13 protein-coding genes are annotated in these 16,835 nt (G+C 61.4%); 11 read left to right on the forward strand and 2 right to left on the reverse strand.

The genetic code is table 11. The annotated features are described in order from the left end of the window. Positions 1 to 68 precede the first annotated feature (68 nt). The 5 genes from NW808_RS06190 to murJ all read left to right on the forward strand — a co-directional run bounded on the left by NW808_RS06190 (position 69) and on the right by murJ (position 4,732). Positions 69 to 551 (forward strand): phycocyanin subunit alpha, encoded by a 483-nt coding sequence (locus NW808_RS06190; RefSeq protein WP_414393953.1) that lies wholly within the window; start codon positions 69 to 71, stop codon positions 549 to 551. A 187-nt stretch (positions 552 to 738) separates the two neighbouring features. Continuing rightward, complete coding sequence (locus NW808_RS06195; RefSeq protein WP_414406279.1) at positions 739 to 1,596, forward strand: phycobilisome rod-core linker polypeptide; 858 nt, start codon at positions 739 to 741, stop codon at positions 1,594 to 1,596. 18 nt (positions 1,597 to 1,614) lie between these two features. After that, the gene (locus NW808_RS06200) at positions 1,615 to 2,451 is read left to right on the forward strand and encodes a HEAT repeat domain-containing protein (RefSeq protein WP_414420633.1); all 837 of its coding nucleotides are present in this window, start codon (positions 1,615 to 1,617) and stop codon (positions 2,449 to 2,451) included. Positions 2,452 to 2,622: 171 nt separating this feature from the next. Beyond that, on the forward strand, positions 2,623 to 2,967 hold the full coding sequence (locus tag NW808_RS06205) for a DUF4278 domain-containing protein (protein WP_414420634.1): 345 nt from the start codon (positions 2,623 to 2,625) through the stop codon (positions 2,965 to 2,967). Positions 2,968 to 3,136: 169 nt separating this feature from the next. After that, positions 3,137 to 4,732, forward strand: coding sequence for a murein biosynthesis integral membrane protein MurJ (gene murJ, locus NW808_RS06210; protein ID WP_414410838.1), 1,596 nt, complete (start codon positions 3,137 to 3,139; stop codon positions 4,730 to 4,732). Here murJ and sigC read toward each other — a convergent pair. Continuing rightward, positions 4,729 to 5,829, reverse strand: coding sequence for an RNA polymerase sigma factor SigC (gene sigC, locus NW808_RS06215; RefSeq protein ID WP_414393961.1), 1,101 nt, complete (start codon positions 5,827 to 5,829; stop codon positions 4,729 to 4,731). The genes murJ and sigC overlap by 4 nt on opposite strands. A gap of 549 nt (positions 5,830 to 6,378) precedes the next feature. Between sigC and NW808_RS06220 the strand changes: the two genes are divergently transcribed. Then, positions 6,379 to 6,942, forward strand: coding sequence for a cofactor assembly of complex C subunit B (locus tag NW808_RS06220; RefSeq protein ID WP_414420635.1), 564 nt, complete (start codon positions 6,379 to 6,381; stop codon positions 6,940 to 6,942). Between the two features lie 4 nt (positions 6,943 to 6,946). Here the strand turns inward: NW808_RS06220 and mutS are convergent, their stop codons facing one another. Then, positions 6,947 to 9,622 carry a DNA mismatch repair protein MutS gene (gene mutS / locus NW808_RS06225; RefSeq protein ID WP_414420636.1) on the reverse strand — a complete coding sequence of 892 codons (2,676 nt, stop codon included), beginning with the start codon at positions 9,620 to 9,622 and terminating at the stop codon, positions 6,947 to 6,949. Positions 9,623 to 9,994: 372 nt separating this feature from the next. Between mutS and NW808_RS06230 the strand changes: the two genes are divergently transcribed. The 5 genes from NW808_RS06230 (at position 9,995) to NW808_RS06250 (ending at position 16,755) form a co-directional block, all read left to right on the forward strand. After that, positions 9,995 to 11,131 (forward strand): FecCD family ABC transporter permease, encoded by a 1,137-nt coding sequence (locus NW808_RS06230; RefSeq protein ID WP_414420637.1) that lies wholly within the window; start codon positions 9,995 to 9,997, stop codon positions 11,129 to 11,131. Then, complete coding sequence (locus NW808_RS06235; protein WP_414420638.1) at positions 11,128 to 11,961, forward strand: ABC transporter ATP-binding protein; 834 nt, start codon at positions 11,128 to 11,130, stop codon at positions 11,959 to 11,961. The genes NW808_RS06230 and NW808_RS06235 overlap by 4 nt, the downstream gene beginning before the upstream one ends. Before the next feature lie 63 nt (positions 11,962 to 12,024). After that, positions 12,025 to 14,454 (forward strand): TonB-dependent hemoglobin/transferrin/lactoferrin family receptor, encoded by a 2,430-nt coding sequence (locus NW808_RS06240; protein WP_414420639.1) that lies wholly within the window; start codon positions 12,025 to 12,027, stop codon positions 14,452 to 14,454. 46 nt (positions 14,455 to 14,500) lie between these two features. Next, positions 14,501 to 15,823: an energy transducer TonB gene (locus tag NW808_RS06245; RefSeq protein WP_414420640.1), complete on the forward strand. Its 1,323-nt coding sequence runs from the start codon at positions 14,501 to 14,503 to the stop codon at positions 15,821 to 15,823. 32 nt (positions 15,824 to 15,855) lie between these two features. After that, the gene (locus NW808_RS06250; RefSeq protein ID WP_414420641.1) at positions 15,856 to 16,755 is read left to right on the forward strand and encodes an ABC transporter substrate-binding protein; all 900 of its coding nucleotides are present in this window, start codon (positions 15,856 to 15,858) and stop codon (positions 16,753 to 16,755) included. Positions 16,756 to 16,835: the final 80 nt, after the last annotated feature.

The raw sequence follows: 16,835 nt of genomic DNA on the forward strand, positions 1-16,835 counted from the left end.
CAAGCTAAGCTTTGAATCCTTTGTATTGTTGCCTTGACTTGAGCTGAGGTAAAGGAGCGTTTTGAGTCATGCAAACCCCAATTGTTGACGCCATTGCCACTGCCGATAGCCAAGGACGCTATCTTAGTAACAGCGAATTGCAAGCCATCAGCGGCCGTTTTCAGCGGGCAGCCGCTAGCATGGAAGCAGCTCGCGTCCTGAGCAGCCGTGCCGAGGAGCTGGTGCGCGGTGCCACTGAGGCCGTTTATGCCAAGTTCCCCTACACCACTCAGCCAGGGGGACAATGCTACACCCAGGCGGGTAAAGACAAGTGTGCCCGCGACGTGCGCCACTATCTGCGCTATATCACCTACTGCTTGGTTACCGGTGGCACTGGCCCCCTGGACGAATGTATGCTGGCCGGGATCCGCGAGATCAATGCTGCTTTTGAACTCTCTCCCAGTTGGTACATTGAAGCCCTGCGCTACATCAAGGCCAACCATGGCCTGACCGGGCAAGCAGCCACTGAAGCCAACGCCTATATTGACTACGCCATCAACGCGCTCAGCTAGTTCTTAACCCCAAAGCTGGGTTCAAGGCAGTAGGGATCCCCGGGGTGAAGGGGATCCCTCTCCGTAGGCTGCAGTGGCCGTGGCTCTGCAGGGAGGAGATCTTGAGGGGGTAAATCTTTCACTTGAGGGGGTAAATCTTTCAGTTTCAAAGTTGGTCTAGCTGGTTTGTTGGATTTGAGGAGTTAGCATGAGCGGAATTACAGCGGCAAGCCGGATGGGGATCCGGGGCATCACAGAGACAACTCCTTTAGAGTTGCGCCCCAATGCTAGCCAGGAGCAGCTCAACGCCATCCTGCGGGCTATCTATCGCCAGGTTTTGGGCAACGATCACCTATTTGCCTCCGACAGGAAGGAGCTGGCCAGTGCGGAATCGTTGCTGCGCCAGGGCAGCTTGACGGTGCGAGAATTTGTGCGTTTGCTTGCCAAGTCGGAAGCCTACAAGCGGCGGTTTCTCTACCCCAACTCGCAAACCCGCGCCATTGAGCTTAACTTTAAGCATCTCTTGGGGCGAGCTCCCACCAGCCCAAAAGACATTGCCCGCCACCTAGATATCTATCACTCGGGAGGCCACAGCGCGGAGATTGACTCCTACATTGACAGCCCAGAATACCTAGAAGCGTTTGGCGATAACATTGTTCCCCATCCACGCGGCTTTGAATACCGCAAGGCCCACACTACCCGCGACTTTACCAACCTCTTTGCTCTTTACGGAGGCTATGCCAACAACGACCGCTCCCAGGGGCGGAGGCCGCGCCTGATGATTCCCCTGGCCACTGGGTTTACCCCAGCTATTCGCCGCATTGGGGTACGAGGACTGCTGCCACCCAGCCCCATTTCCAAGCACTTGGGGCCGCCCACGGGTCAGTCTGACCGCATGTTTTGCATTGAGGTAACGCGGCTGCTCAACCCACCCTCGGCCCTAGCGACTTCTAGCCGCGTGCGCAAATCCAACCAGCAGATCTTCGTTTCTGCCGATCAACTCTCGGCAACAATGCAGCGACTTCTCAAAGCGGGCGCCAAGATTGTCAGCGTCCGCAGCGCCTAGCTGTTGGAGTTTTGGCCTGTGGACTCCTTGAGCCCAGTAGCTCCTCCAGACTCCTATCCGTCGGCGGATCTCACCCCGGCTGGGCAAATTGCCAAGCTGCGATACGGGGATCCGGGAGAACGCTACTACGCGGCTTGGTGGCTGGGGCGCATGCGGGTGAGAGAGGGGATCCCGGCCCTCATCGAGGCGCTGGCCGATGAGACCGATCGCACGGCTCAGGGGGGATATCCGCTACGGCGCAATGCCGCCCGCGCCCTGGGCAAGCTGGGATCCCCTGCGGCGATCCCGGCTCTAAAAGAGGCTTTGCGCTGCTCCGACGGCCAAGTGGTGGCGGCAGCAGCCCAGGCGCTGGTCGAGATTGCCCTGGCCAACTTCCTCGACCGGGATCCCGCCCAGCTTGAAGACTTGGGAGGAGCATTGCTGCAGGGGCTGCGCCGCGCGGAGCAGGGTCTCCAGACCGAAAACCTTGCTGCCTTAGAGGCCCTCATCGAGGCGCTTGGACAACTGCAGGTGTCTGCTGCCCTGGAGCCGATTCGCCTCTACCGAGATCACCCCTCCCTTCGTTTGCAATGCGCGGCAGGGCAGGCCTGTTACCGCTTGACGGGAGATCCCACTTTTCTTGAGCCTCTGCTGTCGCTGCTGGCTCATCCCAACGTTCATCTGCGGCGGGCTGCCCTCCTGGATCTAGGGGCCAGCGGCTATTTGCCGGCAGCTCCGGCCATGGCGAGAGCGGCAGTAGAGGCTAACCTCAAGCTGCTTGCCCTCAAGCAGTTGGTGGAGGTGAGCCTCAGACGTGGAAAGGAAGACGGAACTAACTTGCACCAGGTGCTACGGCTAATCGACGAGCTGCTTTAAAGTTGACATCCAAAGGCTTATTTTGTTAAAACTGATACAGAATGAAGTTGGGTTTTACCCTCTGGGCCACGCCAGGGAAGCTGAAGCTGTTGTCCTACAGCTCCCGAGAAGCGGGCTACGGAAGTTGCTTTCCCCGTCAGATGGCCGCCGTCTACTTGGGGGACTCTTCATATGCAACTGACCTATCGCGGCATTGCCTACGTCTTTGTCCCTTCTGCCCCCGCGAGCTGCCAGCGGCAGGCGGTGCGAGTGCGGTACCGGGGCTTAGCGTGGGACTGGCCAGCTCAATCGGCATCTGTGGCGCTGCCACAGTCTTTTGCCCTGACGTATCGAGGCCTTGTCCTCAACCCAGTGGCGAAGACAGCGAGCAGGGCGCCGGCAGCTATCTCCCCGCATATGGAAACCCATCGGCAGAATCTGCTGCGCCGGCTGCAGGAGCGCATCCGTTCCGCCCAGGCCCGCGGGGATGAGCATCTGTTGCAGCAACTGGAACAGGAGCGACAACTCCTGGCCTGAGCTCTTCCTCGACCTCCCTGCATAGATCAGGAGAATTCGGGATAATAGTGCTGCCCTATGCCGAACGAGGGGGGTAGCGGCTGTGAGCTTGCGGGTGGATTTCGAGAAGGAAGGGACGGCAGCATCTCGCCAGTTGCCCCCTGCCAAGGCGGCGGTGGGGAGCTAGGGCATGAAGGAAGGGATCCCAGGGGCCTCTTCCTCCCGCCGTTCCTTGCTCTCAGTAGCGGGGCTAGTGGCTGGTGCTACCCTGCTCAGCAAGGGCATGGGGTTTGTCCGGCAGGCCCTGATTGCGGCAATCTACGGCTCGGGGCTGGAGTACAGCGCCTTTGGGGTGGCCTATGTCCTGCCCGGTTTTTTGTTGATCCTGCTGGGCGGGATCAACGGTCCTTTTCACAGTGCCATCGTCAGCATTCTTAAAAAGCAGCAGCTCTCAGGAGAAGCAGCAGCCCGCTGGCTGGAGTCAATCTCCACCTTGGTGGGCTGTCTTCTCTTAACCGTGACCTTGGGCCTATGGTGGGGAGCAGACTGGGTAGTGCGCCTGACGGCGCCGGGATCCAGCCCCGCAGTCCATGCCCTTGCTGCCCAGCAACTGCGGATCATGGCGCCGCTGGCCTTGCTCTCGGGGTGGATTGGCATTGGCTTTGGGGCACTCAATGCGGCCGAGCACTACCTCTTGCCTGCCCTCAGCCCCCTAATCTCCAGCCTGGCAGTCATCGGGATCCTGCTTAGCTTGGGGTGGACAGGGATCCCAACCTTGCTGGCCTGGGGCGTACTTGTCGGGGCCATTGCCCAGTGGTTGGCTCAGGTACCGTTGCAGCAGCGGCTGGGGCTGGGGCGGCTGCGGCTGCGCTTTGAGTGGGGATCCCCGCAGGTGCGAGCCGTGGGCCTGCTCATGCTGCCAGCGGTCATCTCCTCTGGCATGATCCACATCAATGTCTACGTGGATCTCTTTTTTGCCTCCTTTGTGCCCGGGGATCGCACCATCGGCAACTTGGGCTACGCCCAGCTTTTGGTGCAAACCCCCCTGGGGATCCTTTCCAACATGGTGCTGGTACCTTTGATGCCCCTCTATGCCCAACTAGCAGGAGAGAGAGACCGATGGCCCGAGCTGTGCCGGCGCATCCGGCAAGGGTTGATGGTGACCGCCATCCTCACCCTGCCCCTTGCAATGCTGTTGGTGGCCTTGGCCGAACCCATTGTCCAGGTGGCCTACCAACGGGGTCGCTTTACGGCGGAGGCAACCCAGGAGGTGGCGGCTCTGCTGATGGCCTATGGCCTGGGGATGAGCTTTTACCTGCTGCGGGATGTGCTGGTGCGCATCTTTTACGCTCTGGAGGACGGAACCACGCCCCTGCGCATCAGTGGCCTAGCCATTGGCCTCAACGCCCTTCTGGACTTCCTATTTCTACAGGTCTTTGGGGCACCAGGCATTGCCCTGGCCACAGCAGGGGTTAACCTAGTAGCCCTGATTGGACTGGGGATCTGCCTTCACCAGCGCCTGCCAGGGATCCCCTGGCAAGAGATGGGACAAGCCCTACTGCCCCTGCTGGGGATCACCGTCCTAGCTGGTGGGCTTAGCCACTGGCTGTGGATGCAGCTACGCGCCTACGAGATCTTGGGATCCCCCCTGCTCACCGCCCTTGTCTGGGCTGGGCTGGCCGGTGGCCTGGGCCTAAGCCTAGTGGTAGCTGGAGCTCTGTATCTGCGGATCCCGGAGGTGGAGGGGCTGGCCCTCCAGATCTGGAGGCGGCTTGCTCGCCCCTAATTGATGGCCTCCAGGTAATCGCGTACCCGGTTGCGCCGCTTAGGCTGCCGCAGCTTCTGCAAGGCTTTGGCCTCGATTTGCCGTACCCGCTCCCGCGATAGATCCAAGGCGCGGCCAATTTCCGCTAGGGAGTAGGTGCGACCATCCCCCAGCCCAAAGCGCATGCGAATCACATCCCGCTCGCGGCTGGTGAGATCCTCCAACAGCTGCTGCAAATCGCGCTGGAGGGCCTCGCGCATCATCATCTCTTCGGGAGAGATGTCATCGGTCTCTAGCAGATCCCCTAGCTCGGTATCCTTGTCTTTACCCACCTTGGTTTCTAGAGAAACCGAGCGCGGCACCCGCACCAGCAGCTCCCTGACCTGGGGTACTGTCATCTCCAGCTCGGAAGCAATGTCCTCAATGGTGGGGGTACGGCCTTTTTCCTGAGAAAGCTTGCGCTGGGCTTTTTTGATCTTGTTCAGCTTCTCGGTAATGTGGACAGGCAAGCGGATGGTGCGGCTTTGGGTGGCAATAGCCCGGGTGATCCCCTGCCGGATCCACCAGTAGGCGTAGGTGCTGAAGCGGTAACCCTTTTTGGGGTCAAACTTCTCCACTGCTCGCTCCAGGCCCAGCGTGCCCTCCTGGATCAAATCCAGCAGCTCCAGGCCGCGGTTTTGGTATTTTTTCGCCACCGACACCACCAGGCGCAGGTTGGCCTTGATCATCTGCTCCTTGGCCCGCTTGCCGATGCGCTGGATCTGTTGCAGCTTTTCAGGCGTAAGGTTGGCCCACTCAGGGAACTGGTTGGCCCTAGCCACCCATTCTGCCAGAGTAGGCTCCCGCCCCAGCTCTTTCTGCAAACGCAGGCGCACATCCAAGAGCTTCATGTAGTCTTGGACTTTTTGGGCCAGCGCCACCTCCTCGTCTCGTCCCAAGAGAGGAACACGTCCAATCTCCTGGAGGTAAAGGCGCACCAGGTCGGTGGAGGGTCGAGCTGGACCCTCTTCGGCGTACTCGCTTTCGGCAAACTCCGCCTCTTCCTCCTCCGTCAGGTCGAGGAGGTCGGTTGGGGTTTCAAACAAAGTGTCGTTGGCTTCAGGTTCGTAGATAGACATGTAAGTGCTACTGAGTGAAATAGCAACAGAGACAGTCAAGCAGCTGGACTAACATTGAAGAGGGGGCTAAGTTGAGGGTTCCCCAGGGACAGTGGCTGTGCGCTGTCATCATCCCCGCGGAGACAACACTCTCCTCTGGCTAAGTCCAACCCTGGAATCCTGCCCTCGGTAGGGAACGGCTGAGATAGCCACGAAGGAAGCCACCTGCTGGCGAAGTGTAAGCCCCTTATCATAACTTAATTATAGTTGCCTCTCTCAGCTTAGCTGCATGAGATTGGGCGCAGATTTCTCCCCCCTGAGCCGTCGTCACGGTTGCTGGAAAGCGCAGGGTTTTTGCTGATGCGCCATTGCTCCTGCGCCATTGCTCCTGCGTCGAGGTAGGATCTACCAAGCGTGGCTACTGCCGGCGGCAACCAACCTCTCTGCAGAACTTAAACTAGGAGGTAGAGGGTCAACCTCCACGAGCTATTTTTCTGCCCCTTTCCTGCTACGGTGGAGAGGCTACAGGTCAAGCCGCCCGACCAGATGGGGCTCGTTCCTGTCATCCCTATGAATTGGGTAGCTACATCACTCCCCCTCTCCCTGAAGGGAGAGGCCATTTCTACCCTAGCGCTGACGCTGCTTCTGGGGATCGGCCTATTCTTTTTTCTGCGAGCCTCAGGTAGAGATCGCAGCGAAACCCGCTTCTATTCTAGCAGCCACAGCCTGGAGGAAATAGGATCCCTTCTCCGAAAGCACCTGGAAGGGCGGGCCTATCGCTTGCAGTTTGCCGATGCCGAGGGGATCGCCACCTTTATCGGTCAGGCTCGGCCCAGTGTGGGGTTGGCTGTTTTTTTGACAGGGCTAGCAGGAGTGGGTCTGGCCTGTTTGGCTCTGGTGCTGTCCATGCTGGAGCCGGCGTGGGGAGCCTGGCCCTGGACCCTGGTGCTGGCCGCTCCTTGGGCAGGCTGGTACTACTGGCGGCGCAACTACCGCCTGGAGCGGCTTCGCCTGAAGTTGCAAGAGGCTGACCCACCCCCTGGATCCCTGCTGTGGGTGGAGGGGCAGCGGGATGAGCTGGAGGTGCTGGCCGCCAGCTTGGGGCTGCAAGAGCGGGAGCCGGAGCGAGGGTAGAGCCCTAAGGCTCCTCGGAAAAGAGGGAGCCCGGGATCAGAGACAGTTGCTCCGCCGGGGCGGGGTTGCGGATCTCGAGGGGCTCAGGGTGTTGTTCAGCCTGTTTTTTCTTGGGGGAAAGGCGGCTTTTCCCTTGGCTGCGCAGACCTAGGCCAATGCGGCTGTGTTGTTCCACTAGGGCCAGCACCTGCTTGGCCCGCTCGATCACCGGCTGGGGCAGGCCGGCCATGCGTCCTACCTCGATGCCGTAGGAGCGGTCGGCCCCCCCGGGCTGCACCTGGTGCAGGAAGATGATGCGATCCGGCAGCTCTTTCACCACCACCTGGAAGTTGGCCACGTTGGGCAGCAGGGTCTCCAGTTGGTTGAGCTCGTGGTAGTGGGTGGCAAAGATCGTGCGGGCGCGCACCTGGGTGGCGAGGTACTCAGCCACCGCCCAGGCAATGGAGAGGCCGTCGAAGGTGGCGGTGCCGCGGCCAATCTCGTCCAAAAGCACCAGGGAGCACTCGCCGGCGTGGTTGAGGATGTTGGCCGTCTCGTTCATCTCTACCATGAAGGTGGACTGTCCCGTGGCCAGGTCATCGACAGCGCCGATGCGGGTAAACACGCGGTCACAGAGGCCCAGCTCCGCCCGCCTTGCCGGCACAAAGCTGCCCATCTGGGCCAGGATCTGGATGAGCCCGATCTGCCGCAAATAGGTGGATTTGCCCGACATGTTGGGGCCAGTGAGGACAATCAGATCCGGGCCGTGGGGGGATCCCAGACGCACCGAGTTGGGGACAAATAGGCCCTGGGGCAAAGACTTCTCCACCACCGGATGGCGCCCTTCCTCGATGACTAGGCGGCGATCTTCCGTGATCACGGGACGGGTGTAGCCCTGCTGCACGGCCACCTCGGCCAGGCCAAAGAGGGCATCGACGGCGGCCAGGGTCTGGGCCACCTGGCGGATGGCGGCAGCTTGGGATCCCGCCTCTTGGCGCAGGTGCACAAACAGCTCGTATTCCCGCTGGTTGATCTCAGTCTGAGCGGTGAGGACGCGGGCTTCTTTTTCTTTGAGCTCAGGGGTGATGAAGCGCTCTTCGTTGGTCAGGGTCTGCTTGCGGATGTACTCCTTGGGCACCTGCTGGGCCTTGGCGCGGCTGATGCTGATGTAGTAGCCGAAGGCTTTGTTGAAGCCAACTTTGAGGGTGGGGATCCCAGTGCGCTCGCGCTCGGTTTTCTCCAACTGGGCAATCCACTGGCGGTCTTGCTCCACCTGCTGCCGCAGCCTGTCCAGCTCCGGATCGACGCCGGGCCGGATTAGCCCCCCTTCGGTGAGCACAGGGGGAGGGGAGGGCAGGAGGGTGTGCTCGATGCGGCGGCCCAGGTCAACCAGGGCGGGATCCACCTGCTGCAAGCTCTGCAGGAGAGGGGTCTTGGCTTCGGCCACCAGCTCCGCCAGTTGGGGCAGTTTGCCCAAGGAGGAGCCCAGGGCCACCAGCTCGCGCGGGTTGGCGGTGCCGGAGGCGACGCGGTTGGCCAAGCGCTCCAGGTCATAGAGAGAGTCCAGCAGGGATCCCAGGCGGGTGCGCAGGGAGGGGTTTTCCAACAGCTCCTGGATGGTGTCCTGGCGGAGGCGGATTTGCTCAAGATCCCGCAAAGGCTGCAGCAGCCAACGGCGCAGGGTGCGTCCTCCCATGGCAGTGCGGCTGTGATCCAGCACCCAGAGCAGGGATCCGACAAAGGCCCCCTCGCGGATGGTCTGGGTGAGCTCCAAGTTGCGGCGAGTTTGGGGATCCAAGATGAGGTAATCCGTCAACTGGTAGGTGCGAGGGGGACGTAGGAGGGGGTGGCCCCCCTGGGGAGAAGGCTGCACCAGGTTCTTCTGCGTCTCCTCCAGGTAGTGCAAGAGCCCTCCCGCCGCCCGAATTGCCAGGGGCAGCTCCTTGCAGCCCAAGCCCTCCAAAGAGCGCAGGCCATAGGTCTGTAGCAAGTTTTCTCGCGCCACCGCCAGCTCAAAGGGCTCCGCCGGGCGCAGGGTATAGGTGTACTGGCCGGGCAGGCCCAGGGGAGCTTGGGGATCCCCAGGCCGAATTAAGCCCAGGCCTAGCCCTTCCTCGGTGGGCAGCAGGATCTCCGCCGGCTGCAGCCGGGCCAGCTCCTGTTCTAGCTGCTCTTGCCCCTCGCTCTGGCAGACCCAGAACTCGCCGGTAGAAATGTCGGCGTAAGCCAGGCCCCAGGGGGTTTGCTTGGAGCCTCTCAGGCGGACCACGGCGGCCAAGTAGTTGTTTTGCCGTGCCTGCAGCAGCTCCTCTTCGATGACCGTGCCGGGGGTGATGACCCGCGTCACTTCCCGCCGCACCAAGCCTTTGGCCTGATCCGCCGGCTCCATCTGGTCGCAGACGGCCAGGGCATAGCCTTTGGCCACCAACTGGGCAGCATAGCGGTCAAAGGCGTGGTAAGGGATCCCGCACATGGGCACCCGTCCTATGACCCCTGCCTCCCGCCCGGTGAGCACCAGCTCCAGCTCCCGCGACACCACTTCCGCGTCCTGGAAAAACATCTCGTAGAAATCCCCTAGGCGGTAGAGCAAGATGGCGTGGGGATACTGCCGCTTCAGCTCTACGTAGTGCTGCATCATGGGGGTGAGCAGGGCAGGATCCACCTCTAAGGCATCCCAAGTAGGCTCGGCGGAAGAACTCATGGCATCAAAACGTGGGCCAGCAATGGGCTGAAGGTTCGGAGTCTAGCCAACTCGGGCCGACCAGCTTGGGCCATTCTAGATCCAGGTCTAGATGAAGTTTGAGACGTTTCCCCAGCCCTTCTCCCCTGATTCCCATTTCGCGGTTGGTTGCCATGACCTCGCTCAGGGTAGTTGGATCCCCCCTGAGATAAGTCCGAATGGCTGGGCAGAGGCGCTGCCCGGTCTTGTCCAAAAGCCCTGAAGCGCAAGAGGGAGAAATTTAGGCACAAGCTATTGAAACTGACTTGCAACATCCAAGAAGCCTTGCTATTCTAGCGACTACGTTTTGTTGAGTTTACTTTCAATAAAGCTCGGGAGGGAGGCCTGGCCAACTTGGCTGAGTTTTCCATCCCGCCCTTGCGGGCGGAGGGGGTTTCTTGGCCTCAGAAGGCTCTCTTCCTGGGCAAAGCTCGAGAGGTTTTCCCGGTGCTGGTCGATCGCGAGTGTCCGTATACAGAGGTTGAGGGGGGCAGCGGCTGGGGGCAAAGAAAGCGGCTGCTCTCGCCAATCGGTTTGACCTGTTTGCTATTGAGTTTCATTTTCCTAGTACTTTTGGTCTCGATTGCTTTGGGATCCGTTCCCATGACTTTCCCAGAACTCTGGCAAGCCCTGTGGGGGCAGGGGGATCCCATTCGGCAGACGATTGTTTGGCAGTTGCGGCTGCCGCGGGCGCTCTTGGCCCAGTTGCTGGGGGCGGCTCTGGGGATGGCAGGGGCCCTGTTGCAGGGGATGCTGGGCAATGGGCTGGCGGATCCCTACCTGCTGGGCATTTCGGCGGGGGCGGGCCTGGCGGCGGTGGGGTTGCTCACCTTGGGAGAGTGGACGGCTTGGGTGCCCCTGGCCGCTTGGGTGGGCGGGGTGCTGACTACCGTGTTGGTGTACGGGTTGGCGCGTACTCCCTCGGGACTGGCGGTGGAGCGGCTGATCTTGGCGGGGGTGGCCGTCAGCGCCCTGTTTGGGGCCATTAGCTCCACCTTGTTGTTGATGGCAGATGACCGGGTGCAGGTGGCTCTCACCTGGTTGATCGGCAGCTTGAGCGGGCGGGGCTGGCCAGAGGTGCAGGTGGCCGGGGCGTATATCCTGGTCGGCTTGGGATTGGGATGGGGGCAGGCGCGGGCTTTAAACCTGCTGAGCTTGGGGGAAGAGATGGCGGTGAGCTTGGGGATCCCTCTGGCGCGGACGCGGGTAGTGATTGGTCTGGTGGCGGCTTGGCTGGCGGCAACCGCTGTCAGTGTGGGGGGGTTGATCGGCTTTGTCGGTTTGGTGGTGCCCCACATGGTGCGGCAGGGGGTGGGATCCGATTACCGCTGGCTGTTGCCCCTTTCTGCCTTGGCAGGGGCGACCCTGCTGAGCGGTGCCGACATCCTGAGCCGTTTGGGCCCGATAGAGCTGCCGGTGGGGATTGTCACCGCTGTGATGGGGGCTCCCTTTTTCGGCTGGCTGCTGTGGCAGCAGGGGGCAGGGCGATGAGAGAGCCCATCCTGCAGGTCGAGGATTTGAGCGGGGGCTACGGATCCCGGACGGTGGTGCGACAAGTGAGCTTCAGCGTGCAAAAGGGGGAATGGCTGAGCATTGTCGGCCCCAATGGTTCCGGCAAATCGACGGTGCTGCGACTGTTGAGTCGGGTTCTGATTCCCCAAGCTGGGCGCGTGTACTTGGGCGGTCGGGATCTGCACGCTCAACTCACTCCAAAGCAGGTGGCCCGGCAGTTGGCTCTTTTGCCGCAGCAGCAGCGGATCCCGGCAGGGCTAACGGTGCGGCAATTGGTCAGTCTGGGGCGTTCTCCCCACCAGCCCTGGTGGGCGTGGCAGTTGACGCGGGCCGATTGGCAGCGGGTGGAGTGGGCTCTAGAGCAGACGGGACTGGGATCCCTGGCGCTGCGGCGGGTGGAAACCCTTTCGGGGGGCGAGCGGCAACGGGCTTTTCTAGCGTTGGCTTTGGTGCAGGAGCCGCAGGTGTTGCTGTTGGATGAGCCCACCACCTTTTTGGATCTGCGCCACCAACTGGAGCTGCTGGAGCTGTTGCAACGGCTGAAGCAGGAGCAGGGCCTGACGGTAGTTACGGTGCTGCACGACCTGAATTTGGCCATTCGCTACAGCGAGCAGATTGCCTTGCTGGGATCCGGCCAGATGCAGGCCCTGGGGTCTCCCTTGGCGGTGTTGACCCCCAGCCGGGTGCGACAGGTGTTTGGCCTGGAGGTGGAGTGGATCTCGACTCCGGTAGGGCCCCAGCTTTGCCCCCTGCGCAGCACAGCTCCAGCGGCAGCAAGGCTCCTCTCCCTGCCGGTGTCAGGGGGCTGAGGGAGGGTTTGTCCGGTTTGGAGTGAGTTTTTCCTGGGGTGGATTTGAGGAGTCTGAGAGGTTATGCGCGTGAACGGTCGTTGGTGGCGGGTGGTGAGTTTGGGGTTGAGTTTGGGAGTGGGCTGGGGATCCCTGTCCCAGGCTCAGCCCAATGCCCGGATCCCTGATTCGACAACTCCGCCGCTGTTGGCCCAGGCCACTCCTGCGCCGACCACCTTGCAAGAGCAGATTAGGGAGCTGGAGGCGCAAATAGAGGCTGCTCGCCGGCGGGGGGATCAGGCAGAGGTGGAGCGGCTACAGGCCGAACTTCGGGCTCTCCAGCAGGAAGGCACGCCGATCTTTAACCTGCAACAGGTCACCGTAACCGGTACTCGCACCGAGCGCACTTTGGCCGACTCACCCGCCAGCATTACCGTCATCGACCGGGAGCGGTTGCGGCGGGAGCTGGTTCAAAACATTCAGGATCTGGTGCGCTACGAGCCGGGGGTAAGCGTGCGGCGCAGCGTTCGCTACGGCCTGCAGGACTTCAACATCCGCGGCCTCGACGCCAACCGGGTGTTGATCCAGGTGGATGGGATCCGCCAGCCGGAGCGATTTTCCTTCGGCCCCTTCACCATTGGCCGGGATACCTTTGAGCTGGAGACCCTGAAAACTGTAGAAATTATCCGCGGCCCCGCCTCCACCCTCTACGGCAGCGACGCGCTGGGGGGTGTGGTGACCTACACCACCCTGGATCCAGCCGATCTGCTGGGGGAACGGGACATCCATGTGGGCCTGTCCAGCCAGTACGACAGCAAAAACCAAGGGTACGTCAACACCCTTAGCTTGGCGGGTCGGCAGGATAACTTAGAGGCCCTGCTCATCTACACTCGCCGCGACGCCAGAGAGCCGGATATTAAAGCGGATCCCAGTTTCAAGGATCGGCAAACGGTGGAGGGAGACAATGTTCTGGCCAAGCTGGTCTATCGCTTCAGTCCCTTTGACAGCCTCACCCTGACGGCGGAATACTTCAACAACCGCACCACCACCACCTTTTCGCCCCGCAACCTGGATCCCAGCATCCGCTTTTTCAGGGAGACCATTGAGACCGAGCGCAGCCGCCTCAGCTTGGAATATCGCTACGCCAACCCCGATACCCCCGCTTTTGAGCTGGCCACCGTCCAGATCTACTACCAGCCGGCCCGCACCCAGGAGCCCAGCGTGGAAGAACGCACCCTCACGGTACAAGGTCGGCCCGTGCCTGTGCGTCGGGATACCTTCAACGAGCTGGTCAGCAACATTCTGGGAGCCAGCGTACAGGCCCAGAGCCGCTTCCAAACCGGGGATCTCTCCCACCGCTTGGTGTATGGAATGGAGATCTCCACCACCCGCAACGAACGTCCCCGCAACCGCTTCCAAACCAACCTGCTGACCGGGGCAGTCACCCAAAACATCCCCCCGGACACTTTTCCCACCAAAGATTTTCCCGACTCCGATACCGTGCGCTTTGGGCTGTATTTGCAAGATGAGATCGACTTTGGGGGCGGCAACTTTACCCTCATCCCCGGCATCCGCTACGACACCTACCGCCTCACCCCCAGCCCTGACGAAGCCTTCTTGAAAAGTGGGGCAGAAGCCGCCAGCCTGTTTGCCGATGCCATTTCTCCCAAGGTGGGCCTGGTGTGGAGGATTAATCCCAACCTCACCTTTACGGCCCAGTACAACACCGGTTTTCGGGCCCCTCAGTACAACGAAATCAACAGCGGCTTCACCAACCTGGTCAGCCCCTTCTTCCGCTACCGCACCCTTTCCAATCCCAACTTGCGACCGGAAACCAGCCAAGGCTTTGAAGTGGGGTTGCGGGGGATCTACCCCCAGGCCAGCTTTAGCTTGGCCGCCTACTACAACACCTACAACGACTTTATCGAGGCTTTCCGGGCGGTGGGATCCGAGCCTTCACCCCCCGGCCCGCCAGGGAGCCCGCCACCTCCACCGGTGACTCTCTTTCAGAGCCAGAACGTCAGTCGGGCCCGCATCTATGGTGTAGAAGCCACCGGGCAGTACTTCTTCAGCCCCGATTTGACCGGCTGGAGCCTCAATGGCAGCTTTGCCTGGGCGGTGGGGGATAACCTCACCGAAAACAAACCCCTCCTTTCCATTGAGCCACTGACGGCAGTACTGGGACTGCACTACGACGATCCCAGCCAGATCTGGGGAGCCAGGTTGGTGGCCACGCTGGTGGCGGATCCCCGCGACCCGCAACGGGAGGTAGTGCAACGGAACCCCAACGCTCCACCTCAAATTCCGTTTGTGCCCAAGGGCTACACCGTGGTGGATCTGCTGGGCTACTACAACCTGGACGACAACTGGCAATTGAATTTCGGGGTGTTCAATCTCTTTGATGAAAGGTATTTTCTCTACTCCGAAACCCGCTCTCTCTTTGTCGGCCCTGAAGTGGAACGGCTGGCCCAGCCGGGACGGCATGCTGCGCTCAGTTTTTCCACCCGGTTTTAGGGGCCAAGACCCGAGGCCGTGTTTACTCTGGATCCTGCTCTAACCGATGCTTGCCGAGCCACCTGCCCGCACCCCCAAGGGATCCCTCTCTCTTCTTCGGAAGTCCTGTCCCCAGCTTTTGTGGCGACTGCAGGGGTGGTATTGGCAGCAGGCGGGCATGGCCTGGGAGGCGGGGCTGGCTTGGTTGGCGTTGTGGCTTTGGGCTGGCGCAAGAGAGAGCGGCTGGCTGGAGTGTGCCGAGGAGCTGCTGCAAGAGGCTTGGGTGGCCAGCTATAGCTGGGCTGCCCTCTGGACAGCTTGCCAGGAGGGGGAAGATCCGCCGGGGACCGTCCTCCACCTGCGAGCCAGGGATCTCCGACCGCTGCGCTGGGAGGGGTTGATTTCCCTCCTCTTGCACCTGATGGCGCTGCTGGGGCTGGCTTGGTGGGGATCCCGGCCTTTATCAGACGCAGAACTCCGGATCCCAGTCACGCTTTTGCTGGAGGATCCCGAGCCACAGTTGCTCGAACCGGATTCAGAATCCATAGAATCTCTCCCACCAGAGCCAACAGCAGAGCCGCCCGGCCCGGCCCCGGAATCGCCCCCTGCAGACGATCTATCCCCACCGGAGCCTGTGCCCCAAGAGATCGAGATGCCAGCCATCCCGGAGGCTGAATCTTTGCTGGCCCTGCAAACTCCGACCCCTACGCCTCCACCGACCCCTACACCCATTCCCACGGCAAAGCCAGAACCCACCCCTACTCCTCCGCTGACCCCATTACCGACAGCCACCCCGCAACCCACTCCTCCGCCACAACAGCCCACCCCAACTCCGGCGGCTACCCCCACCTCTACAGCGACTCCACTCACCTCCGCCCCGGTTACCTCAAGCACCCCTCTGCCCCGCTTTACCCCCTTGATCCAAGGGATTCGTTCCAGCGTAAAGACTGCCGCCGCTCCGCCTTCCCCCGGCAGCGAGAGCAGATTGGGGCCAAGGGATCCTGAAACTGGGACACCTGGCGGTATAGGTGCGGCCCAACCCCATTCCTCTGCCCCAACACCTGCCACCCCCCCCAGTTCCTCCCCATCGACAGTGGCTGCCAACCCCCAGCCGGACGTCCTGGCCCGCCCGATCCCCGGTCGCAATCCTCCGCCCCCCTACCCTCCTCAAGCTCGCCGTCTCGGCCAACAGGGGCAGGTGCTGCTGCGGGCCAAGGTCAATGCCCAGGGGCAGGTGCAGCAGGTGGAGATCGCCTCTTCCAGTGGGTTTCCCGCCCTGGATAGGGCAGCGCAGGAGGCGGTGCAGCGGTGGGAATTCAGCCCGGCCTTGAGAAACAACGTCCCCATCGAGTCTTGGGTGGTGGTGCCCATCCAGTTCACCCTCAATTGATTGCTGTTTGGGAATTGTTTTGGAGATTGTCTATGCTGTCTCGTCTTTCTCGCCGTCAACTGTTCGCCTTTGGTCTGGCCAGCGTGGGGGCCTGGGGAATGGGGCGTTTGGCCCAAGCCCAAGGTCGGATCCCTCAGGAGCCACTCCTGTCAGCAAGACAGAGTCCTTTTCGTCGGGTAGTCAGCCTCACCACCTTGACTGCCGATATCCTCTATCGCTTGGCCCCCGATAGGTTGGTGGGGATCCCTGCCAGTCGTTTGTTGGAGGAGGATCCCCGCTTCCAAGGCTTGACCCGCCTGGGGCTGGGCAACCAACCCAACCTGGAGCAGCTTGTGGCCCTACAACCGGACTGGGTGGTGGGGGCCAGTGGCTTTCACGAGGCTCTGGCAGAACGGCTGCAGGAGCTGGGGATCCCCACCTACCTCACCCGCGTGGACAGTTGGGCTGCTTTGGAAGAGACGATTGCCACCCTGGCTGCTGCTTTGGGGGCGGATCCCGATCCCTTGCTGCGGCAGTATGGATCCCTTTTGCCCCAGGAACTGCCCCGCGTTCGACCCAAAACCTTGCTCTTGGTGGGCACCCAGCCGATTCTTTCTCCCAACCGGCAAAGCTGGGCCGGGGATCTGCTGGAACGCTTTGGCGCGGACAATCTCACCGCTACTTTGCAAAGCCAAGGGCCTTTTCGGGGCTACGTCACCCTTTCGGCAGAGCGCATCCTGGAAGCCAACCCAGAAGTTCTGCTGGTGGTCAACCCGGAGGCGGCGGATCCCTTGGCGTTTTTCCGTTCCCGCCCCTTTTGGAATCGGTTGCAAGCCGTCCAAACTGGGAAAGTTTATGGATTTGACTACTACGGCTTGGTCAATCCCGGCACCCTGGAGAAGATCAGGGCAGCCTGCGAGCAGTTGGCTAGGGTTCTTTTGAAGGTGGGATAGAGGGGCAGTAAACGCTGTTTTTCCTAGCAGGGGAAAGGGGATCCCCCTCTCCTATGCATAAACCACAACTTAGCTATGCC

Source organism: Synechococcus sp. W70.1 (genome assembly GCF_047461515.1).
Taxonomy (GTDB): domain Bacteria; phylum Cyanobacteriota; class Cyanobacteriia; order Thermostichales; family Thermostichaceae; genus Thermostichus.